The organism is Shewanella sp. MF05913, from assembly GCF_059758095.1.
The window spans coordinates 24,015-45,587 of record NZ_JCAYNT010000013.1 but is presented as its reverse complement, the minus strand read 5'-3'; the positions used below and the strand labels follow the sequence as shown (position 1 = coordinate 45,587).

The window sequence follows — 21,573 nt, the reverse complement described above, 5'->3', positions numbered from 1 at the left end:
AACGCGTGTGGATTTGCGCAAGGGTTATCTCACTGAAACAGATTGAACGAGTAATTACATTTTCCAGCTCAGTGTCGCACTGTAGTTTGCTGGTGCACCGTAGTAACCTTGGGCCCAATATAAGCTATTAATGTACTTTTCATCTGCCACATTATTAGCATTTAGTGCCAAACCTAAGTTGTCGGTAATTTGATATTTGGCCATTAAATCAATCACCGCATACGCATCTTGCTTGGTAATAATCTCGGCGCCTGCGTTGTCAAAACCTGTTGCTACGACACCTTGATTACGCGAGATATCGTCTTGCCAGCGCATGTTCATCCCGATAGAGAGCCCTTCTATGGTTTCAAAATCATAGGTTGCGGCAAATTTTAATAATTTGCTGGGAGTGTAAGCTGCAACCGTATCGTCACCTTCAATGTCAAAATCTGTGTAACCTATGCTGGCATTCAAACCAGGGTAAATTTCACCCGCAATTTCAAACTCAAAACCTGTGCTGCTAATCCCGTCAGCACCATAGTAAGTTTGCATGTCGATAGGTAATCCTGCGGTGTCTGGGTCGAGAACGGCAATGTTGGTTTGCTCTACGTCAAAATAGGCTAGGCTGGCAATTAAACGACCGTTGAACAGCTCGCTTTTAACGCCCACTTCGCGGCTTTCTCCGGTAATGGGGTCAAGAAACACGCCGACACTGTTGGTTTCAGTTTGTGCGACAAAGTTTTCGGTGTAGCTGGCGTAAGCGACCAGTTCAGGGGTGAAGCTATAAACGGCGCCGATGTACGGAATAAATTTGTCATAATCAGCTTGTTGGTCAATTTCGTATGACTCTCCTTCGGCTTGCCAATCGTTGTAACGTCCGCCGATGATCACGTGTAAATCATCCACAATACTAAAGCGACCGGTAAAGTAGGCTGCTTGTTGTTTGCGGGTCACATCACTACCGCGTAAATCATCGTTAAAAGTGGGTTTTGGTGTATTGCCGTCCCAGGTGTTGAGATCAGGCATCGCAGGGAATCCGTTACCTGTGGTGTAATCGTAAAGTGAGCTGTCGTTGTAGCTCATTTTAGAGTAGTTAACCCCTGCAACAAGTTGATGCTCACGGCCAAAGAGGCTGAAGTTACCATCAATATAAATATCCACTAAATCACTTGTGTCATCTAAATCATATTCACTGCCATAACCCGTTAGGCCTAACTCGGTATCCTTGTCTGGCGTACCGAAAACATAAAATAGCTCGGTATCTTCATCTGTTGTTTTATGTGAATAAGTCGCTCGTAAACGCCAATCATCATTAAAATGATGGCTAAGCTCTAACACAGTATTATTTTTAATCACTTGCCAGTTAGACCAGTCAGCAGAGGTATTGGTCGAACTGTCGTAATGGGTGGCGCTGCCGTCAGTGTAAAACAACGGTAGGGCGCCCCAGTTATTGCCAGTCGCGTCGTTGTTGATGTAACTGTGGCTTAGCGACACGCTAGTGTCGTCAGTTAAGTTGGCTTCTAAAAATACATAAAAGACATTTTTATCCGTTTCATAGCGGTCTAAATACGAATCTTTACTTTGGGTTACCGCAACGGCTCTGGCGGCAAAGGTGTCATTCAGCCTAACGGAGCCATCGGCTTCAATACGGGTGTTATTAAAGCTGCCGTAGGTGCCGCTAACACTGAGTTGATTGTCAGCAGTAGGGCGTTTACGAATAAAGTTGATGGTGGCAGATGGATTACCTACGCCAGTCATTAACCCATTGGCACCACGAATAACTTCGATGCGATCGTAAATGGCAGTATCTTCATCGGCGTGGTTATTCCCTGAGGTAAGTGGTAAACCAATACCGTCAATTTGGAAGTTAGTAATATCAAAACCACGGGCGGTATAGTAAGTTCGATCCGTTTCAATCCGCTCAACGTTCACCCCAGTTGCTGAGTCTAATGCGGCATTGATGTCGTGCAATTGAAAGTCTTGCATTTGCGCTTCAGTGATAACAGAAACTGACTGGGGGATATCAATGATGGCTAAGTCTAACCGTGACGCACCACTGACTGAGTGGGCGTTGTAACCTGCAATATAACTGCCGGTGACTTCAATTTTTTCAATATTATCAGTGTTTACGGGTTCGTTTTGACTTGCGATGGTTTCATCGGCAGCAATGGCGTGTTGCGATAAGCTGATAGCGCAAAGAACAGCTAGGCTAATTTTGTTTAGTTTCATGGTGTTATCATCTTCAACGGCTACGAACGAATCCTTGTTCTGTTATGAGTCATTATGTTATTGCCGGGATAATACACGCGTCACAAATGAAAATCATTATCATTTACATTTTGGTGTTTTGTAAATTTATGGTCTTTTAAGGGGAGAATTGGCTAGGGATTGAACATCATGATAGCGAATAGAATTAATACCAATTCCATTAATTATGTGACCAATCAGAGTCACTCAGATTGTTCAGTTTGAGGCGCATTGTTGAAAGAATGGTTATTCCCTTTTAAGGCCATGCAACAAAGAAATGAACGGTCTGAGTGTCTCCTGCAAGGCGGGTTTCTGTGCCTTCTATGCTGCTTAATAGCATTTTGGCGTAGAACAACTATGCCTACAATTCAATTACTTGCCTAGAAGACACAGAACTCCCGCTGAATGACCAGATAATTAATGGAATTGGTATAAGGCGCCATAAGGCGCCTTAATGTATATAGCACGAGCGTGATTAGTCAATTAAATCATATTGCTCGCGCAGCACTTTGATGATGTCTGCTTTAGGGTTTGCGGGTAATGGAATACTTGACCCGGTGACTTTTTCAGCTACGCCTGTGTAGGTGCGCGACACGTTCATCATCGCGTCTAGTGGCAGGTCGTTATCACGTGCAAGGGCTTCACGTTCTGGCATTCTGTCTTTGTTTAATAGAATGTCGGCATCGTCAAAATAGTTCAATAAGAACTGGCGGAAGCCTTCTTTTGAGTTTTCAACAATCTTACCGTCGCGATATGCTGCTCCGTCCCAAATACGTGATGAGTCAGGCGTACCGACTTCATCCATGTAAATCAATTTTGACTGGCCGTTTTTGTCATTCACGTAGCCAAATTCAAACTTAGTATCGACAAACACCTGATCCAGTTTAGCCAGTGCGTCTGAAATGACCTTGAAACCTTGCTTGAGCAGGGTTTCGTATAAGTCGATATCTTGTGGCTTTTCAAAACCAAATGCCTGGTAGTTGGCTTCTATGTCGCTGCGACTGATGTTGACATCGTCTTGTGCTGGTACGCCAGGTATCCCGGTTAAAATCCCTTTTGTTGATGGCGTTATTAGCAACTCTGGCAGTTTTTGATCTTTAGTTAAGCCTTCAGGCAGGGTCATGCCACAAAAGACCCGTTCGCCTTTTGAGTAGGCGCGCCACATCGAACCAGTAATGTACTGACGACAAATGGCTTCTACTTTTATGGGACGGGCTTTTTGGACTATCCACACAAACGGATGGGGAATATCAAGAATGTGACTGTCGGCTAACTTGTTCTCAGCGAATAAACCAAACCAGTGGTTAGAAATCGCATTTAATGCAGCGCCTTTACCAGGAATTCCTTGCAAGTTACCTTCGCCATGGAAAATACAATCAAATGCCGAGATTCGGTCGCTGATCACCATAATCGCGAGTGGAGTATCTTCTGGGACATCGTAGCCTTTGTCCTGAATAAGTCGGCGGCTATCAGCGTCAGTTAACCAGTAAACGCTGCGAACTTTGCCACTGTGGACAGGCTTATCGGTACGGATAGGTAAATCATTGTTCACGGCAAGAACGGAATCAGCAAGACTCATGCGAGTGTTCCTTAGGTAGTAGGGCACATAGGTTTTTTATGGCGGCTATTTTACCTGCATTCAACGTGTTTGCACGATAAAAGGAGTGGTTGAAATAGGCTTTTTTGTTATGCGAACAATCAAGCATAAGGTTAGCCATTCTTGATAAAGACTTTATCGGGGTAATCAGGCAAAATTCACGCCTTAATGATGTAATGGATAAACCAACGTGAACAGTGAACAACAAAGCGCGAATGCCCGTTTAGGATTGATATTTGTTTCTATAGCCGTATTTTTCTGGGGTATTTTGCCTATAGCATTAAAGTTGTCTGGTGGATTTATTACACCAGTGACGTTGACCTGGTTTCGGTTTGTTATGGCTCTCGTTGTGACGTTGGTTATTCAATGGAAAATCGGGGCGCTACGCCAATTTGTGGATTTACCCCGGGCAATATGGCTCAAACTCACATTGGCTGGTGTATTGCTGATGTGCAATTACGTGTCGTTTGTCTATTCGTTGGGGTATTTAGCTCCAGGCACTGCGCAGCTTAACTTTCAAACCGCGCCATTTTTCTTGGCATTTGGCGGGGTGTTATTCTTTAAAGAACGTTTTAATGCGTTTCAATTAAGTTGTTTTGCGACGCTTGGATTGGGGATGCTGATGTTTTTTCATCCGCAACTTGATGTTAATCAGGCGAGCGATCATCAAGTGTTAATTGGCATTATGATTGTGCAGTTTTCAGTGATGTCGTGGACCAGCTATGCCTTATTACAAAAGTCGGTGAGCCAACGTCTGTCGCCGAGTAATGTGCTGTTATTTATCTATGCATTAGGCATTGTGCTTATGGCGCCCTTCAGTGATTTTAGTCAGTTTGAAACCATGACATTCGATCAATGGTGGATAGTGCTATTTTGCGGCGCCAATACTTTGATAGCGTATGGTTGTTTTGGTCAAGCTTTACATTATTGGCCAACCGCACAAGTCAGTGCAATGTTGTCGTTAACGCCGGTATTGAGTTTTACCGCCACAGAAATAGTCGTCAGTTTAGGCTGGTGGAGCGGGGTATTTAGCAGTGCCAATATCGATGGCTTGTCATTTATGGGAATAGTGCTGATTGTGTGTGCAGTCTTTTTGGTGCAAATCGTTCCTATGTATCAAAAGCGCAAGCAGGCTAAAGCATTCAGGACGGTGCTGTAACATTTAGGTGCAATGGATTATCACTAGGGTCGCTTCGCTGCTAGGGCGGACTGCGTCCTGCTAGGGTCGCTTCGCTGCTAGGGCGGACTGCGTCCTGCTAGGGTCGCTTCGCTGCTAGGACGGACTACGTCCTGCTAGGGTCGCTTTGCTACTAGGGCGGACTACGTCCTGCTAGGGTCGCTTTGCTACTAGGGCGGACTGCGTCCTGCTAGGGTCGCTTCGCTGCTAGGACGGACTACGTCCTGCTAGAAATGATAACAAGCGCTCTAATATTCTAGAACCTAGCAGCGTAGCGCTCTAGAGTCTTTATTATTAAAAACTGAAAACAAAAATGGAGCCCTTAGGCTCCATTTTTTGTGTCATTCAGCTGAATGATTAACCGTTGTCACGTGGCTTACGTGGACGACGTTCAACACTTGCAGGACGATCGCCGGCTGGGCGGTCACCAGCAGGACGGTCACCACGTGGACGATCACCACGAGGACGGTCACTGCGAGGTTTACGTGGAGCACCACGGCCTGAGTCTGCAAATACTTCATCGCCAGCTTCACGGATGTTCAAAGGACGACCACATACACGCACCTTTCTTAGGTGAGCAAGGATGTCTTTTGGCATTCCGTCTGGTAAGTCAACTGTGGTCACTTGGTCGAATAATTGGATTTGACCAATGAAACGGCTATCGATGTTAGCTTCGTTAGCAATAGCACCAACAATGTTACCTACTCCAACGCCATTTTCACGACCCACATCGATAACATAACGGTTCATTTTAACGTCTGGGTTATCTTTTAGGGTGTCTGCACTACCAAAGCTGGTTGGTGCTGGACGGCTGCTACGATCGCCGCGTTCGCTACGTTCACGACGTGGACGGTCGCCACGATCGCTGTTACGGTCACCGCGGTCGCTACCACGATCACTGCGCTCGTCACGTGAATCACGTTGACGTTCAGTAATGGTTGGTAATTGTAATGGACGCTCTTGCTGTACTTGTTGTAACAATGCCGCTGCAAGTAAGTCTGTATCAACTTCAAGCTGTTGGCATAATTCAGCTACTGCGTTTTTCATGAAATCTAAGTCGCCATTGATGGTTTCTTGGATTTGCTCGCCTAAACGAGATAAACGACGCTCTGCAACTGATTCAGGGCTAGGCACTTTCATTGGCGAAATACGGCTGTTTGTAGCGCGTTCGATAGTGCGTAACATACGCATTTCACGGTTGGTTACAAACAAAATTGCCATACCAGTACGACCAGCACGACCTGTACGACCGATACGGTGTACATACGCTTCTGAATCATAAGGAATATCGTAGTTTACAACGTGGCCGATACGCTCAACGTCCAAACCACGTGCCGCAACGTCAGTCGCGATTAAAATGTCTAGCTTGCCGCGTTTTAGTTGATCAACAGCACGTTCACGTGCTTGCTGGTTCATGTCACCGTGTAGTGGTGATGATGCATAACCGCGTGCTTCTAATTTTTCTGCTAATTCAACACAGCTATTACGTGTACGTACGAAAATGATAATACCTTCAGTATTTTCAACTTCTAATACGCGAACTAACGCTTCAAGTTTGTTGTGTTGTGATACTTGCACATAACGTTGGTCAATAGACTCTACCGTTGTGTGGCTGGCAGCAATGCTGATGTTAATAGGGTCGTTCAAATGCTTAGCTGCTACACGCTTGATTTGCTCTGGCATAGTTGCCGAGAATAATGCAAGTTGGCTGTCAGCAGGCTTGTGCTCTAATACCCATTCGATATCGTCGATGAAGCCCATTTTTAACATTTCATCAGCTTCATCAAGCACTAATGCTTTTAATGAGTCTAATTTAAGTGTGCCACGACGCATGTGATCCATTACACGACCTGGTGTACCAACAATCACTTGTGGGCCACGCTTAAGGGCGTTTAACTGTTGTTGCATGCTTTGACCACCGTAAATCGGCAGTACGTGGAAGCCTTTCATGTGTTTTGCATAGCTACCAAAAGCTTCAGCAACCTGAACGGCTAGTTCACGAGTTGGAGCCAACACTAAAATCTGTGGAGCATTGATTTTCATGTCGATTTTGTTTAGTAAAGGCAGGGCAAAAGCACCTGTTTTACCGGTACCGGTTTGCGCTTGACCGATAATATCTTTACCAGCCATAAGCGGGTCGATACTAGCAGACTGAATTGGCGTTGGTTTTTCATAACCAAGCTCGTCAAGTGAACGCAACAAATACTCAGACAGGCCGAGTTCGCGGAAAGTTCTTTCATTGGATGACATTGAGTTGTAGCCTTGTGGATGCGCACGAAGTTCGGAAGCTCGTGCTAAAGTTTCACAGACAGAAAATCAACCCCGTGTCGATTTCCCGCGCCGATAAGGGGGCGTATTATAGCAGCAAGTATGCGATTTGACCACGTAAAAACTGAAAATAAACCTTAATTTGGCTATTAATAGTCAAGATTGGCCTGATTCTTGATTTATGGCACTTGCTAATCGATTGAAAAGTGAACACTTGTTGCGGTTTATGATATGTTTTATGGGATCACAGTCAATTTATCAATGCTTAACATCTGATACACGGTTTCGGCCACGGCAACAATAAAGTCGATATCAAGGGTGTCAGCCGTGTCATTTATGGTGTGGTATTGCACATGTGGTGGCACGCCAAAATACACCCATTTATAGCCTGCTTTGTGAAACGGATAATGATCTGAGGCTCGTAACCAATCTGTTTTATTTAACCGCCCGCTGAGTAAATTTCTGCGATGTGTACGAATGCACAATTGTGTTTGTTGCATTAATTGCTGTTGGACTTGTGAAAGTTGAGCGAGATTTTTTTCGCCTTCCATGTATATGGCTCGACGTCGGTCTGGGTGGCCAATCATGTCAAGATTAACGCTTAACTCCACTTCTATAGTGGGATCGTGTTTCAATAACTTCACTAACGCATCGCTGCCAAACAATCCGGGTTCTTCAGCATCGGTTGCGACCAACATCAAGTTAATATCATCTACAGGTGCATGTTGTTGCCAGCGTTGGGCTATTGCGAGCATACCCGCTACCCCTGAAGCGTTATCATCTGCACCCGGAAAAAACTCATCGCCTTTTTGGCCTAAATGATCGTAATGGGCAGTAATGATGCGCCAGCGACGTGATGGTATTTTTGCGGGAATGGTGGCGACTAAATTAGTGCCCGTCATGGTTGAGAATTGATAATCAAAAGTAAAAGGTATCGCAAACTCGGCTTGCCAAGGCTTAAGCCCAAGTTGATTAAAGCGTGCTATTAAAAATGTTTGCGCGGCTTTTGAGCCTGCGGTGGCCGTTTTGCGCCCTTGAAATTCGGCAGAGGTCAGCTGGATTATATCTTGGTTGATTTGTTGTTTTGCTTCAGGCCATGAAGAGATTAGCTCAGATGAACATTCGGGCAAGCTTGCGCTGCAGCCGCCTATAAAACTGGTCAATAACAGCAACCCTGCCACTCGATAACACATAAGAGATTGCAACATATTTGTATTCTCCTCTGGGTGATTAAGTGGCTAGGTTGCCGATTATGGCGTTACTTTTTCGCTTTGGCTTTTTTTGCACGCTGCTTATGAATAGCAAGCATTGGCTTTAAGAATCGAGCGGTATGCGACTCTGGGTGCTCGGCGACATCTTCAGGGCTGCCAGCCGCCAAAATCATACCGCCGCCAGCGCCGCCTTCTGGGCCTAGGTCGATAATCCAGTCTGCAGTTTTAATCACATCTAAATTATGCTCAATCACCACAACGGTATTGCCATGTGACTTTAAGCGATGCAATACATCTAACAATAGCTGAATGTCTGCAAAGTGAAGGCCTGTGGTCGGTTCATCTAATATGTACAAGGTTTTACCCGTGTCGCGTTTAGATAACTCTTTAGCCAGTTTAACCCGCTGCGCTTCACCGCCAGATAAGGTGGTCGCACTTTGTCCCAAGCGAATGTAAGACAAACCCACGTCGATTAAGGTTTGTAACTTACGTGCGATGGAGGGTATGGCATCAAAATAACTACGCGCATCTTCAACCGTCATTTGCAGCACTTCGTGAATGTTTTTACCTTTGTATTTCACTTCTAAGGTTTCGCGGTTATAGCGCTTTCCTTTACATGAATCACAAGGGACATACACGTCAGGTAAAAAGTGCATTTCCACTTTAATTAAGCCATCACCTTGGCAGGCTTCACAACGACCGCCTTTAACGTTAAACGAGAAACGTCCCACAAGGTAACCACGAGTGCGTGATTCTTGCGTGCCGGCAAATAACTCACGTATAGGTGTAAAAATGCCAGTATAAGTGGCAGGGTTTGAGCGTGGGGTGCGGCCGATAGGACTTTGGTCGATGTCGACAACCTTGTCACATTGCTCCATGCCTTTAATGCTTTTATACGGTGCGGGTTCATCGACCGTGGCGCCGTTGAGCATGCGATGGGCAATTTTAAAGAAGGTGTCGTTAATTAAGGTCGATTTACCTGAGCCTGATACGCCAGTAACACACGTAAATAGACCAATCGGAATGGTTAAGTCTACATCTCTTAAGTTGTTGCCTGAGGCACCAAATAGTTCAATGACTTTTTTAGGGTCGATTGGGGTGCGTTCGTCACTGATGTGAATTTGCTTTTTGCCGGAAATATATTGACCCGTCACTGACTCTTCACAGTTAAGAATGTCTTCCAATGTGCCGTCACAAATTACTTCGCCGCCATGCACGCCAGCACCAGGACCGATATCGATAACATGGTCAGCGAGGCGAATAGCATCTTCATCGTGTTCGACCACAATGACGGTATTGCCTAAATCTCGTAGGTGGATAAGGGTTTGCAGTAAGCGTTCGTTGTCGCGTTGATGTAAACCAATAGAAGGTTCATCTAATACGTACATCACGCCCACAAGCCCTGCACCAATTTGGCTGGCTAAGCGAATACGCTGAGCTTCTCCACCAGACAGAGTTTCGGCAGAACGTGACAAGCTTAAATAGTTAAGTCCGACATTGACTAAGAAGCCCAGGCGTTGACTGATTTCTTTTAAGATTTTTTCAGCAATTTGTGCGCGCTGGCCTTCAAATTCAACAGTATCAAAATACTCTTTAGTTTCGCCAATCGACCAGGTAGTTAATTGCGGTAAATTAAGTTCGCCAATAAATACATTGCGTGCTTCTTCACGAAGGCGTGATCCGCCACAGCTATTACAAGGCTGCATATTAATAAACTTAGACAACTCGTCGCGTACCGAATTGCTTTCGGTTTCACGGTAGCGGCGGTCCATGTTATTTAAAATGCCTTCAAATGGGTGGTTACGCACCACCACATCACCGCGATCGTTAATGTACTTAAAGGCAATATTCTGTTTGCCTGAGCCGTACAAGACAATCTTTTTCACTTTATCACTGAGTTCGGCAAACGGCTTTTCAACATCAAATTTGTAATGTTCTGCCAATGAACTGAGCATTTGGAAATAGTAAAAATTGCGTCTGTCCCAGCCTCTAACGGCACCGCCAGCTAATGATAATTCATCGTTGGTGATGACGCGGTCTGGGTCAAAAAATTGTTGTACGCCCAGGCCATCACAGGTTTGGCACGCACCAGCTGGATTGTTGAACGAGAAAATGCGTGGTTCAAGCTCGGCCATTGAATAGCCACAGTGCGGGCAAGCAAAGTTAGCCGAAAAGACTAACTCTTCGGTACTTGAGTCTTCCATGCTAGCGATTTTGGCTATGCCGCCAGAGAGTTCTAATGCGGTTTCGAACGACTCAGCTAAACGCTGTTTAATGTCATCACGCACTTTAAAGCGGTCAACAACCACTTCAATCGTGTGTTTTATGTGTAAATCTAAGGTTGGTGGATCGGTTAAGTCACACACTTCGCCGTCAATACGGGCGCGGATGTAGCCTTGGGCCGACAAACTTTCAAGCAGTTTAACGTGCTCACCTTTACGGTCGTTGACTACTGGCGCCAGTAACATTTGACGACTGTCTTGCGGCATGGCTAAGACTTTATCGACCATCTGGCTGACCGTTTGTGCCGACAAGGGTAAATTATGCGTTGGGCAGCGAGGCTCACCCACGCGGGCAAATAATAGGCGTAAATAATCGTAGATTTCGGTAATCGTGCCCACGGTAGAACGTGGATTATGCGAAGTCGATTTTTGCTCAATTGAAATCGCTGGGCTTAAGCCTTCGATATGATCGACATCGGGTTTTTCCATCATACTCAAGAACTGACGCGCATAAGCCGACAAGGATTCTACGTAACGACGCTGGCCTTCTGCATACAAGGTATCGAAGGCTAATGATGATTTTCCAGAACCAGATAATCCAGTAATAACAATAAGTTTGTCACGTGGAATTGTTAGATTGATGTTTTTTAGATTGTGGGTTCGGGCACCGCGTATTTCAATTTTATCCATCTATTCGCTCTATGACTGGTGTAAACAAAACGATGATCAGTATCGCATACATTACTAAGTGGCTGTTGATCAATTTTGTTATGAATGATGTTTTAAATACGCAGTAAACGAAGATTAAGATTAGTAAATGATGAACTAAATGAAGCATAGGTCGCAAACTACGATTTCCTTTTGAGCTAATTTATGGCGCTGTGATAATATGCGCAGCTAATCATTTTATTGAATCATTTTTCGAAGGGCAATTGCATGGCCAGTAATGGACTGTCGGGTATGGAAAAAAAGGTCGCTTTTTCGTTAGCCAGTGTGTTTGGTTTACGAATGATGGGGCTGTTTATGATCATGCCTGTCTTCGCCTTGTATGGTCAGCACCTAGAGGGCTTTTCACCGTTATGGGTGGGTATTGCTATTGGTGCTTATGGACTGACTCAGGCAGTGTTGCAAATTCCAATGGGGATTTTGTCAGACAAGTATGGCCGCAAACCGATTATTTTAGGCGGTTTGGTGTTATTTGCCATTGGTAGTTTGATTGCTGCCTCATCTGATCATATTTACGGTGTGGTATTTGGCCGCGCAGTACAAGGTATGGGCGCGATTGCCGCCGCCGTATTAGCCTTAGCCGCCGACTTAACCCGCGACGAACAACGCACGAAAGTCATGGCCGTGATTGGCATGTGTATCGGATTCTCGTTTGCGCTGTCGTTATTAGTTGGGCCAATTGTGGCGCAATATATGGGTTTAACGGGGTTGTTTTTTCTAACCGCCGTGTTGGCAGTATTAGGTATGTTAATCGTGCAGTTTTTTGTACCTAACCCAATTACTCAAGCGCCAAAAGGTGACACTGTTGCCACCCCAACTAAATTAAAACGTATGTTGCTAGACCCGCAGCTGTTTCGTTTAGACGCCGGTATTTTCATTCTGCATTTGGTATTAACCGCGGTGTTTGTTGCGTTACCGCTAGATTTAGTGGATGCCGGTTTGGTCAAAGAAAAACATTGGATGCTGTATTTCCCTGCATTTGTCGGCGCATTCTTTTTAATGGTGCCGTTAATCATCATTGGCGTTAAGCGTAACAACACTAAAACGATGTTCCAGTTATCATTAGTGATTATGATGCTTTCATTGGCCATTATGGGGGTTTTTGCTGATAACATTTGGATGTTAAGTGCGGCAATTGTGTTGTTTTTTACTGGCTTCAATTATCTAGAAGCCTCGTTACCGAGTTTAATTGCAAAATTTTGCCCTGTCGGTGAAAAAGGCTCAGCGATGGGCGTGTATTCAACTAGCCAATTTTTAGGTGCATTTTGTGGTGGTATGTTAGGCGGTGGTGCTTATCAATTAGTGGGTGCTTCTGGGGTGTTTTTTGTCGCATTAGGGCTGATGTTTGTGTGGCTGTTATTAACGATTGGTATGCAAAAACCGGTGTTATTAAAAAGCTATACCCTTGAAGCTAATATAAAAGATAAAAATGATGCTCAAATTATGGCCACCGAATTATCGCAATTGGCAGGTGTAGTTGAAGCCATTGTGGTGCTTGAAGAGAAGGTCGCTTATTTAAAGGCCGATGATAAATTCAATTTAAGCGAAGCCCGAGCTGTGTTAGGCTCTGTGCAACAGGTCGTGTAGATCATTTCGTTAGAATTCAGATAAAATAAATTCAGATAAAGTAAACAGATAAAAATCTCAGGAGATTTCGATGGCTAGTCGTGGTGTGAATAAAGTGATTTTGGTCGGTAACTTAGGTAAAGATCCTGAGGTTCGTTACATGCCAAACGGCAATGCCGTAGCCAACTTTACAATAGCGACAAGTGAGTCGTGGAAAGACCAACAAGGTCAAGTGCAAGAGCGCACTGAATGGCACAATATTGTTATGTACCGTCGTCTTGCTGAAATTGCGGGTGAGTATTTAAAGAAAGGCTCTAAGGTTTACCTAGAAGGTAAATTGCAGACCAGTAAGTGGCAAGACCAAGCAACCGGTCAAGACCGTTACAAAACCGAAATCAATGCGATGGAAATGCAAATGCTAGACGGTCGCAATGCGGGTGGCGATAACGCTGGTGGTCAAGGTCAGTACAATCAAAGCCAGGGTCAAGGTCAAAGTCAGTACAACCAAAACCCAAGCCAAGGTCAGCAAAGCATGGGTCAGCAGTCTCGTCCAGCTCCAGCTGCACCAGGCGCAGCACCTGCTCCACGTCCGCAGTATAACCAAGCTGCACCGGCTGGCAATACCAACACTTACCAGGGCCAGTCAAATGCGGGCCAACAAGGTGGATATCAGCAGCCAGCTCCAGCGCAACAAGCGCCTGCTTATGCGCCTAAGCCTGCAGCGGCTCCACAAGGTAACTTCCAACCACAAAATGCACCGGCTCAACGCCCAGCGCCACAGCCTGCACAAAACTTTACTCCAGATTTGGATGAAGGTTGGGATGACGATATTCCGTTCTAATTCACGATTTAGAGCAGCGAATTAACAAAAAGCCCTGACAGTCATGTCAGGGCTTTTTTGATCTCTCGTCGCTCAGCTCAAAGGGTGATGCTGTGGCTCTGTTAAGCGGTTAATGATTCCGCAGGGCCAAAGAATTCATAATGAATCTGGCTTGCTGGTACACCTAGGCTAGTGGCGATAGCTAAAGCGGCTTTCATAAACCCAACAGGGCCGAGTAAATAAAACTCAACATCGCGGTCTGCCGGTAATTGCGCTTCAATGATTGAGGCGTCAATAAACCCAGTGGCATGCGGTTGGCAATGCGCTTGTGGCTGGCTGTAAATGTATAGTGGTGTAATGTTGCTATTGGTAGCGGCAAGAGTATCTACATGGTGCTTAAAGGCGTGCACGTCGCTGTTAATCGCGGCATGAATAAAGCGAATATCACGGCCAGAACCTGCTGCTGTATTGAGCATGCTGATGGCGGGCGTAATACCGACGCCACCAGTGAGCAACACTAATGGTTTTGCATTTTTACGTAAGGTAAAGTCACCGCTTGGTGCGCGTAACTTCACTTTATCACCAAGTTGAATATTATTATGTAAATGGCTGGATACTATGCCATTTGGCTCTCGTTTCACGCTAATTCTGAGGTAATCTTTGCCTGCTGCATCAGACAAGCTGTAGTTACGTCGCATTGAAATACCATCAATGTCGTCAAACACGATGGTTAGAAATTGTCCCGCTTCAAAATCGGGTAAGCCTTGGTTATCAAAAGGCTGAAAGTAAAATGAGGTGATCAGTGAACTTTCATCTTCACGCTTCACTAAAATGAACTCACGCTCGCCGCGCCAGCTACCTTCTTTTTGCTCGTTGGCCGTGTAAATAGACTCTTCTGCAGCAATCAAGATATTGGCTAATTGGCCGTATGCTTTGGCCCATGCATCAATCACTTCATCTGTGGCGGCATCACCTAATACGGCTTTAATTGCTTGTAATAAGCAGCTGCCCACTGCGTCGTATTGCTCAGGTAAAATACCTAATGCAACATGTTTTTGTACAATTTTGCTCACAGCGTCGCTTAAGTTACCGAGTTCATCAATATTGGCGCCATAGGCAATTACTGCGTTCGCTAATGCTTTAGGCTGGGTGCCTTTACCTTGGTTAGTTTGATTAAAAAACGGCAGCACTTCAGGGTGCTGAGCAAACAATAAAGGATAAAAATGGCTAGTGATGTCATTAGCGTAAATTTGCAGTGCTGGCACTGTGGCTTTAATAATTTGTACGGTTGCAGTGTCTAACATTGATGAGTCCTTCTGGGATTAAATTGCGATAAACTTCAATTATTTATCTGCGATACTCTCGTATTACACATAACGTGCCAATATTTATCTAATTGTTTTATATACGGTAATATAGTTAAAGGTTAAATTGACCTAGATCATTAAGTGTGTCAAATTAACCTAAATTAGGTTAATTTGACTTGCTATGAATATTTCTCCTTTCATTGATATTGTAGAAGATTTAAATCGCGATCTGGCTAAATCGGAACGTTATTTACGACTTATTAAAGCGATTCAACGCGCTATTCCTTGTGATGCCGTGGCGTTATTAAAACTCAAGCAAGATTATTTGGTGCCAGTCGCGGTTGTTGGGCTCAAACAAGAAGCGCTTGCTCGGCAGTTTTCTATTTATCATCATCCGCGATTACAACAAATACTCGCCAGCCCACACATTACGCGTTTTGATGCCGACTCTAGCCTAGCCGATCCTTATGACGGCTTGGTGGACGACGGCAGTGAGCAGTTACACGTACATGACTGTATGGGTAGCACTATTTATGTTGATGGCAAAGTGTGGGGCGTACTCACCCTCGATGCGATGCAGGCGGGCAGTTTTGATGCACTTAATCCTACAGAAACCCGAGCGTATATTGCTGGGGTGGCCGCGGCGATTAAAACCAGCGAATATATTGAAGCACTTGAGGCCAAAATTGAGCAAAGTCATCAAGTTGCTCAGGCAACCCTTGGCCCCTCAACGATTATTGGTAAGAGTGCGGCTATAAACGCATTACAAGCCGACATCGATACTGTCGCCAGTAGTGATTTGTCGGTGTTGATTACCGGTGAAACCGGCGTGGGTAAAGAGTTAGTCGCGAAGAGTATTCACCAACAATCACGGCGTAATTTACAGCCTTTAGTGCAAATTAATTGCGCCGCATTACCTGAAAGCATTGTAGAAAGTGAATTGTTTGGTCATGTAAAAGGGGCGTTTTCTGGGGCGGTGAATGATCGCTGTGGCCGTTTTGAACTGGCCGATGGTGGCACGTTATTTTTAGATGAAGTGGGTGAGTTGCCGTTAGCCGTACAGGCTAAGTTATTGCGGGCGCTGCAAAATGGCGAGATCCAACGTGTTGGCAGCGACAAGATTATTGTGGTCGATGTTAGGATTGTTGCGGCAACCAATCGCCATTTACAGCAAGAAGTGAAAGAAGGACGTTTTAGGGCTGATTTGTATCATCGTTTGAGTGTTTATCCTTTGCCTGTGCCGCCCTTACGTGAACGCGGTAAAGACGCTATTTTACTGGCTGGATATTTCTTAGAAAAAAGTCAGCATCAATTGGGCGTCGCCAAACTGAGATTACAGCAAACGGCAATCGAACAGCTTATGCAATATGATTGGCCTGGAAATGTACGTGAGTTAGAGCATCTTTTGAGTCGGGCAGCATTAAGGGCAATAAGCGAGCAAGGTCGTCTTGCCAGCATTATTAGCATTAATTGTGCGCATCTTGGGATGGAGTTTGCTGCACATCAACCTGAAGTTACATCAGAGTTAGTTACAACGCACAGCGTTGATCATCCTTCATCAATTGCATTAGCAGATGCCGAAATTTACGGGCTACGCGATGCAACCGATGAGTATCAGCGCCAAATTATTCAAGCGATATTAGTTAAAGAACGCGGTAATTTGGCTGCGGTAGCCAGAACGTTAAAACTTGACCGAAGCAACCTCATTCGTACCATGCGCCGTTTGGATATAGACCCCAATGCAGGGTTTATGTTGGTATAAACCCGTGGGGGTATAGTGTTCAATACTGGGTATTTAGCCATAAATAATGAACGATTAACTCAGTGCACTTTTAATGGTGGTTTTTAAGTTTTGCATAAATGTTTTAAAGTGCGGCATAAAATCGATAAACAGCGGGTGTTTACGGTTTTGCATCATTAATGGGCCTAACAAACGTAAACCAACACTTAAGATAGTGGCTTCTGACTCCGGGAGTCCACTGCCTTTTTTAAGGTTCTCAACGAGTTTAAACAGATCTTCTCGGTCTTGGAATTCAAACTGTAATGGTTGAGCGGCTTCGTTATCTGGATTAATTTGCTCGACGGTAATTCGATATTGGTTTTCTTTGCTCATGGTGAATTCCTCAATAAGTTTATGGGTAAACAAGTTAACTTTTTAAAAATCGTTCAATTTTAGGTTTGATGGTTAATGATGTAATGACCATTAACGTTAAGCCTAAAGGCAGCGCGGCGAGTAGGGCATCAAGCCAGTGGCTAAACAGTGCAGAATAACTGTTAAAGCCAATATTATTAATCGAAGTCGATAAGGCCATTGCAGACTCCATCGTCAGTGCCATAAACAGCCCGACAATAATGTTGCGCTTTTTCTCGCTGGTATCAGGTAGCCACTTTTCAACAATTTGAGTTAACAAAGCCATTAAGATAAATCCCGCAGGCATCACGGTTACTGCTGCAAATAGGAATGATGTTAACCAATCATTGAAAAACATCTCGCTATATCCGATGTTGATATAGGTCATTAAACCAATGAGTGAACCGCCCATGATGGTCATCATCGCAAACATCACTAGCACTTTATAAATGATCGGGGTTTTCGTTGGGCCTACTTGGGTTAATGGCATAACGGGTTGTACATGCATTTTGTTTCTCAAGTGATTAAAATGGAAATGAATTAGGTTGATTTAGTCAACTATATTCAATATTGTTGATTATGTCAACTAGTTTGGTTGTTGTGTTGATATTTAAATCGATTGCTTATAGTTGGAGATATTTTTATGTGCTAATAGAAATTTTTTTCAATAAACTCTGGTCAATATCAATTGAATAAATTGACCATTTCTAAAGGATGAGTGTGATGCAAAAAAATGTTGTTAGTCATATTGCGTTGGTCGTTGCATTGGTTGCGGTCATCGCGGCTGGTGTGATGATTTTTGGTTCGTCGATGGGACTGTGGGACCCAATAACGGGCTTTATTGCGAGCCGTAAATATCACAATGTGCTCGGATATATAGTGGTGGCATTGGCGCTAATCAGTTTAGTCAGCGGTATGATGATTAAGACTGACAGCCCTATAGCCCGAGGCACTGCAAAGTCAGTAGTAGCATTATCGTTGGGGATTGCGATGTTGTCGCCCATGTTGAAGGGGCTTATTATCGAGCCGGTAAAGTACCCTCCTATTCATGATATTACGACAGATACTGATGCACCGCCGCAATTTATGTTTTTATCCGACAGCCGTATCGAAGCTAAAAATACTTTAGTTTATGGCGGGGCTGAAATTGCTGCGCAGCAGCTAAAAGCCTTTCCTTATATAAAGCCTATTATGTCGGAGTTAAGTACCGATGCGGCGTTTAAAAAAGCACTCAGTGTCGCCAACGAAATGGACTGGATTATTGTGGATCAACAACCGCAAACACTGCGTTTTGAAGCTACAGCGAGAACGCCATTTTTCAATTTTGCTGACGATATTGTTGTCGTTGTGACGAGTTCAGAGCAGGGTAGCCGCATTGATTTACGCAGTGTGTCACGTATCGGCATTGGCGATGCGGGTGTAAATGCAAAGCGTATTCAAGAGTTTAGCCATAAATTCACTGAATAATAGAGGTTTTTTGATGATAGATTAAAGTCGAATAATAAAAAATATACTGTCAAAAGGCTTTAAAAAGGACACTTATGTGTAAGTATTCTAATGTAAGCCTATATTTTTCAGGCAGTTGGTTATGACACAGGTTAGGCTATTTGAAGTCATATTGATTCTAGACATACAAGCAGTACCTTTTAGTGTTGTAAAAATGCATATAGCGCATTCTTCAGCGCGTTTATCAAGGCCTAATGCTATAGATTCCGGATCGGTTGAAAATAAGTCTAGCCACATTTTTATAATGTCATTGTCTGAATCTACTAATTTCTGAGTTGCTTCAGCCGGCATGGCTTCACTATCTAAGTCCGACTGGCATAATGTGATAAAGCAGCCCTTGTGTTCACTTGAATCGCACTGGCGTATCAAAATAGACATCATACAGTTCATCACTCTTTCACTCAAAGAGGTGTTTTCTTGCTTTAGGAGGCTGAAGTTATGTGCTTCTCTATTGCTAAGGTATAAATCAGTTGCTTTGATAAAAAGCTGCTCTTTATTACCAAAAGCACTGTAAAGGCTTTGTTTTTTGATACCCATTTGATCTGTGAGATCACTCATAGAAGTCCCTACGTATCCTTTCTGCCAAAATACCTTCATAGCAGAAACAAGAACTTTGTCTTCGTCAAACTCCTTTTTTCTTCCAGCAGCCATATAACCTCGTCAATAGTATATTATTGCTCTATTTCAATGTAGACACCTTCCTATTATATATCATTTTTAGGGGTAGTTAGTTGTGCCCTAAGTCAAATAATTAGAATTAGTGCAGCCTAAATAAGAGCACAATTATAAAATCAATCACTTTATTAGGTATGGTTTAATTATATGATAATTATTTAACGTCACCTCACACTCCCATATAGGTATATTTCACCATTAATAATAAAAGTCGACCTGTATCACTAATTGGGTATATAAAAACACTTAATTAATGACCAATCGGTCAAAAATGGGATATATTCATTATGTTGATAAAAGATGTTACATAAAAGGAGGTTTTACTGAATGTTTTACATTAGGTAAATATACTATTTAAGTTTAATTATTGTGAGTTTTCATTATTAATATAATGCTTTCTTATAGGGTGACTTTGTCTTTTTTTTATGAAGTGATGATAGTTAATTAAACTTTTCAAAAAATAATAATTATGAGAGGTGATAAATATGAACGCTTTAAAATCCATTGGGAAAAACATGCCGTTTTTTTTTCTAATAATATTCTTTAGTAGCTTTAACCCATCGTTTGCGAATCAAGATGTGAATCCAAGAGGCGATTTCGTCGGCTCCCAAAAATGTAAAACATGTCATCAAGATGTTTATAAAGAATGGCAGGGAACTCGTCATGCAAACGTGATGAGAAAGTTATATACAAAAGACAATAATTCCATCAGTGCGCCGTGGGGTACAGAAAAAGAGCCTAAAGTTATTACAACCAGTAATAAAGACCGAAAATTTACTTTGTTTATGAAAGGGAAAAAATATTGGGTCACCATTCATGATAAAAAAGATCCTAATCGTGAACTTTCTTATCAAGTCGATGCGGTTGGTTATACTTCTCAAACGATGTTTTTTTCCTATGCAGAAGAATCAGATTCTTTAATTGTTTTACCATTTAATTACTGGAATAATGAAGAAAAACAAGAGCGTTGGGGAAATGCTTTTGACTTATTTTGGTTTAACGATGATGGTTCTATCTCATCAGATGAGAAACTCGCTACATTCGAACAATTTCATAATTACGAAAACCGTTGTGCAGAATGCCATCTAACTGGGTTTAATGCTGAAACATGGACAGATGCAGGTAAGTTAGGGCGTTCAGCAGATAAAACTAATATTTGGACAACAACTGAATTTGCTATTGGGTGTGAAAAATGTCATGGCCCAGGGGGCGCACATGCCAAAAGTCGAGATAAAAAAGATATTGTAAACCCAGAAAACTTAGACAGTAAGACGGGAAGTGAAGAGTGCGATCAGTGTCATCAGTCTGGCCATGCTATTAATTATGACAATGGTTTTTGGAGCGAACTTCCGATTAAATTCGATGAAAAAAATCCTCTAGGCCAAGGTCAACATTATAATGTTGGCGATAAACTGGATGAGTTTTACGTTGATAATGTTCGTAAAAAATGGGCTGGTACGGATTATTTCCAACAAGGAAAGTCTTATACCATGCAAATAGAAAGTACCAAGCATTTTCAAAACGGTATGAATTGCAAAACCTGTCATGATCCACATACACAGAAAACCCGATTACCTGCTAATGATTTATGTCTAAGTTGTCATAATAAAGACAAAGGTACAGCTAAACATCAGGGGAATTCTCATATGCAAGCGGATGTTAACTGTGTTGATTGTCATATGCCATATGGCATGATTAGTTTTCTTCGCTCTACCCGCTATGATGGCAGACTGCATGTTTTCAAAGCAATTACTCCGACAGAATCATTAGCACAGTTTAATTATCTCAAACAATTTACACTTCCTGATGCAGATCCTGAAGCTAAATTGACTCAATCTTGGGGGAAAATAAACAAAGACTTCGGTTCTTGCTATGACAGTGTGAAGCATCCAAAAAATGTACACTACTGTACAGATTTTGATGTACTACCAAACGCTTGTTCTAGTTGCCATCAATCGGAATTCCCACAACCTGGTAAATTCGATGACACACAAGTAGAACGTTTACATAAAGCTGAAGCAAGATATCAGCAATTAACTGATCATATGAAAAAAGCTATGTAATTTATTTTATTAAAAATATTAAATTAATATTTTTAATATCTAATAATTTAACTCATTGTATTAATTAAATTACGTAAC

General features: G+C 43.2%; 15 protein-coding genes. 6 read left to right on the top strand and 9 right to left on the bottom strand.

Annotation, left to right across the window (positions count from 1 at the left end):
* Positions 1 to 54: 54 nt before the first annotated feature.
* Both AC19MV_RS15010 and AC19MV_RS15005 read right to left on the bottom strand, forming a co-directional pair.
* Positions 55 to 2,208, bottom strand: a complete 2,154-nt coding sequence (locus AC19MV_RS15010; RefSeq protein WP_498308579.1) for a TonB-dependent siderophore receptor — start codon at positions 2,206 to 2,208, stop codon at positions 55 to 57.
* Between the two features lie 493 nt (positions 2,209 to 2,701).
* Entirely contained in the window at positions 2,702 to 3,805 is a 1,104-nt protein-coding gene (locus AC19MV_RS15005) for a phosphoribosylaminoimidazolesuccinocarboxamide synthase (protein ID WP_498308577.1), read from the bottom strand.
* Positions 3,806 to 4,013: 208 nt separating this feature from the next.
* Between AC19MV_RS15005 and AC19MV_RS15000 the strand changes: the two genes are divergently transcribed.
* The gene (locus AC19MV_RS15000) at positions 4,014 to 4,982 is read left to right on the top strand and encodes a DMT family transporter (RefSeq protein ID WP_498308575.1); all 969 of its coding nucleotides are present in this window, start codon (positions 4,014 to 4,016) and stop codon (positions 4,980 to 4,982) included.
* Between the two features lie 375 nt (positions 4,983 to 5,357).
* On the opposite strand, the gene AC19MV_RS14995 is transcribed toward AC19MV_RS15000, so the two are convergent.
* The 3 genes from AC19MV_RS14995 to uvrA all read right to left on the bottom strand — a co-directional run bounded on the left by AC19MV_RS14995 (position 5,358) and on the right by uvrA (position 11,391).
* On the bottom strand, positions 5,358 to 7,250 hold the full coding sequence (locus AC19MV_RS14995; protein WP_498298722.1) for a DEAD/DEAH box helicase: 1,893 nt from the start codon (positions 7,248 to 7,250) through the stop codon (positions 5,358 to 5,360).
* 254 nt (positions 7,251 to 7,504) lie between these two features.
* Positions 7,505 to 8,476 (bottom strand): M28 family peptidase, encoded by a 972-nt coding sequence (locus AC19MV_RS14990; RefSeq protein ID WP_498308573.1) that lies wholly within the window; start codon positions 8,474 to 8,476, stop codon positions 7,505 to 7,507.
* A 50-nt stretch (positions 8,477 to 8,526) separates the two neighbouring features.
* On the bottom strand, positions 8,527 to 11,391 hold the full coding sequence (gene uvrA, locus AC19MV_RS14985; protein ID WP_498308571.1) for an excinuclease ABC subunit UvrA: 2,865 nt from the start codon (positions 11,389 to 11,391) through the stop codon (positions 8,527 to 8,529).
* 246 nt (positions 11,392 to 11,637) lie between these two features.
* Here uvrA and AC19MV_RS14980 point away from each other — a divergent pair, with 246 nt between their 5' ends.
* Positions 11,638 to 13,014 (top strand): MFS transporter, encoded by a 1,377-nt coding sequence (locus AC19MV_RS14980; protein ID WP_432400920.1) that lies wholly within the window; start codon positions 11,638 to 11,640, stop codon positions 13,012 to 13,014.
* A gap of 70 nt (positions 13,015 to 13,084) precedes the next feature.
* Entirely contained in the window at positions 13,085 to 13,834 is a 750-nt protein-coding gene (locus tag AC19MV_RS14975; RefSeq protein WP_432400922.1) for a single-stranded DNA-binding protein, read from the top strand.
* A 101-nt stretch (positions 13,835 to 13,935) separates the two neighbouring features.
* Here the strand turns inward: AC19MV_RS14975 and hmpA are convergent, their stop codons facing one another.
* Complete coding sequence (gene hmpA, locus AC19MV_RS14970) at positions 13,936 to 15,117, bottom strand: NO-inducible flavohemoprotein (protein ID WP_498308569.1); 1,182 nt, start codon at positions 15,115 to 15,117, stop codon at positions 13,936 to 13,938.
* A gap of 184 nt (positions 15,118 to 15,301) precedes the next feature.
* On the opposite strand from hmpA, the gene norR reads away from it, so the two are divergent.
* The gene (norR, locus tag AC19MV_RS14965) at positions 15,302 to 16,882 is read left to right on the top strand and encodes a nitric oxide reductase transcriptional regulator NorR (RefSeq protein WP_498308567.1); all 1,581 of its coding nucleotides are present in this window, start codon (positions 15,302 to 15,304) and stop codon (positions 16,880 to 16,882) included.
* A gap of 54 nt (positions 16,883 to 16,936) precedes the next feature.
* Here norR and AC19MV_RS14960 read toward each other — a convergent pair whose 3' ends face one another.
* Both AC19MV_RS14960 and AC19MV_RS14955 read right to left on the bottom strand, forming a co-directional pair.
* The gene (locus AC19MV_RS14960) at positions 16,937 to 17,233 is read right to left on the bottom strand and encodes a DUF3861 domain-containing protein (RefSeq protein WP_432400928.1); all 297 of its coding nucleotides are present in this window, start codon (positions 17,231 to 17,233) and stop codon (positions 16,937 to 16,939) included.
* Positions 17,234 to 17,267: 34 nt separating this feature from the next.
* Entirely contained in the window at positions 17,268 to 17,759 is a 492-nt protein-coding gene (locus AC19MV_RS14955) for a DUF2798 domain-containing protein (protein ID WP_498308565.1), read from the bottom strand.
* Between the two features lie 215 nt (positions 17,760 to 17,974).
* Here AC19MV_RS14955 and AC19MV_RS14950 point away from each other — a divergent pair, with 215 nt between their 5' ends.
* A complete protein-coding gene (locus AC19MV_RS14950) occupies positions 17,975 to 18,718 on the top strand; it encodes a DUF1499 domain-containing protein (protein WP_498308563.1) in 744 nt (247 codons plus the stop codon).
* Between the two features lie 87 nt (positions 18,719 to 18,805).
* On the opposite strand, the gene AC19MV_RS14945 is transcribed toward AC19MV_RS14950, so the two are convergent.
* The gene (locus AC19MV_RS14945) at positions 18,806 to 19,408 is read right to left on the bottom strand and encodes a TetR/AcrR family transcriptional regulator (protein WP_498308561.1); all 603 of its coding nucleotides are present in this window, start codon (positions 19,406 to 19,408) and stop codon (positions 18,806 to 18,808) included.
* 509 nt (positions 19,409 to 19,917) lie between these two features.
* On the opposite strand from AC19MV_RS14945, the gene AC19MV_RS14940 reads away from it, so the two are divergent.
* Positions 19,918 to 21,495 carry a multiheme c-type cytochrome gene (locus tag AC19MV_RS14940; protein WP_498308559.1) on the top strand — a complete coding sequence of 526 codons (1,578 nt, stop codon included), beginning with the start codon at positions 19,918 to 19,920 and terminating at the stop codon, positions 21,493 to 21,495.
* Positions 21,496 to 21,573: the final 78 nt, after the last annotated feature.

Coding starts and splice junctions, on each gene's coding strand:
- AC19MV_RS14980 (WP_432400920.1), top strand. CDS start 11,638: ATGGCCAGTAATGGACTGTCGGGTATGGAAAAAAAGGTCGCTTTTTCG.
- uvrA (WP_498308571.1), bottom strand. CDS start 11,391: ATGGATAAAATTGAAATACGCGGTGCCCGAACCCACAATCTAAAAAAC.
- AC19MV_RS14945 (WP_498308561.1), bottom strand. CDS start 19,408: ATGGCTGCTGGAAGAAAAAAGGAGTTTGACGAAGACAAAGTTCTTGTT.
- AC19MV_RS14990 (WP_498308573.1), bottom strand. CDS start 8,476: ATGTTGCAATCTCTTATGTGTTATCGAGTGGCAGGGTTGCTGTTATTG.
- norR (WP_498308567.1), top strand. CDS start 15,302: ATGAATATTTCTCCTTTCATTGATATTGTAGAAGATTTAAATCGCGAT.
- AC19MV_RS15005 (WP_498308577.1), bottom strand. CDS start 3,805: ATGAGTCTTGCTGATTCCGTTCTTGCCGTGAACAATGATTTACCTATC.
- AC19MV_RS14975 (WP_432400922.1), top strand. CDS start 13,085: ATGGCTAGTCGTGGTGTGAATAAAGTGATTTTGGTCGGTAACTTAGGT.
- AC19MV_RS14950 (WP_498308563.1), top strand. CDS start 17,975: ATGCAAAAAAATGTTGTTAGTCATATTGCGTTGGTCGTTGCATTGGTT.
- AC19MV_RS14995 (WP_498298722.1), bottom strand. CDS start 7,250: ATGTCATCCAATGAAAGAACTTTCCGCGAACTCGGCCTGTCTGAGTAT.
- AC19MV_RS14955 (WP_498308565.1), bottom strand. CDS start 17,759: ATGCATGTACAACCCGTTATGCCATTAACCCAAGTAGGCCCAACGAAA.
- AC19MV_RS14960 (WP_432400928.1), bottom strand. CDS start 17,233: ATGAGCAAAGAAAACCAATATCGAATTACCGTCGAGCAAATTAATCCA.
- hmpA (WP_498308569.1), bottom strand. CDS start 15,117: ATGTTAGACACTGCAACCGTACAAATTATTAAAGCCACAGTGCCAGCA.
- AC19MV_RS14940 (WP_498308559.1), top strand. CDS start 19,918: ATGAACGCTTTAAAATCCATTGGGAAAAACATGCCGTTTTTTTTTCTA.
- AC19MV_RS15010 (WP_498308579.1), bottom strand. CDS start 2,208: ATGAAACTAAACAAAATTAGCCTAGCTGTTCTTTGCGCTATCAGCTTA.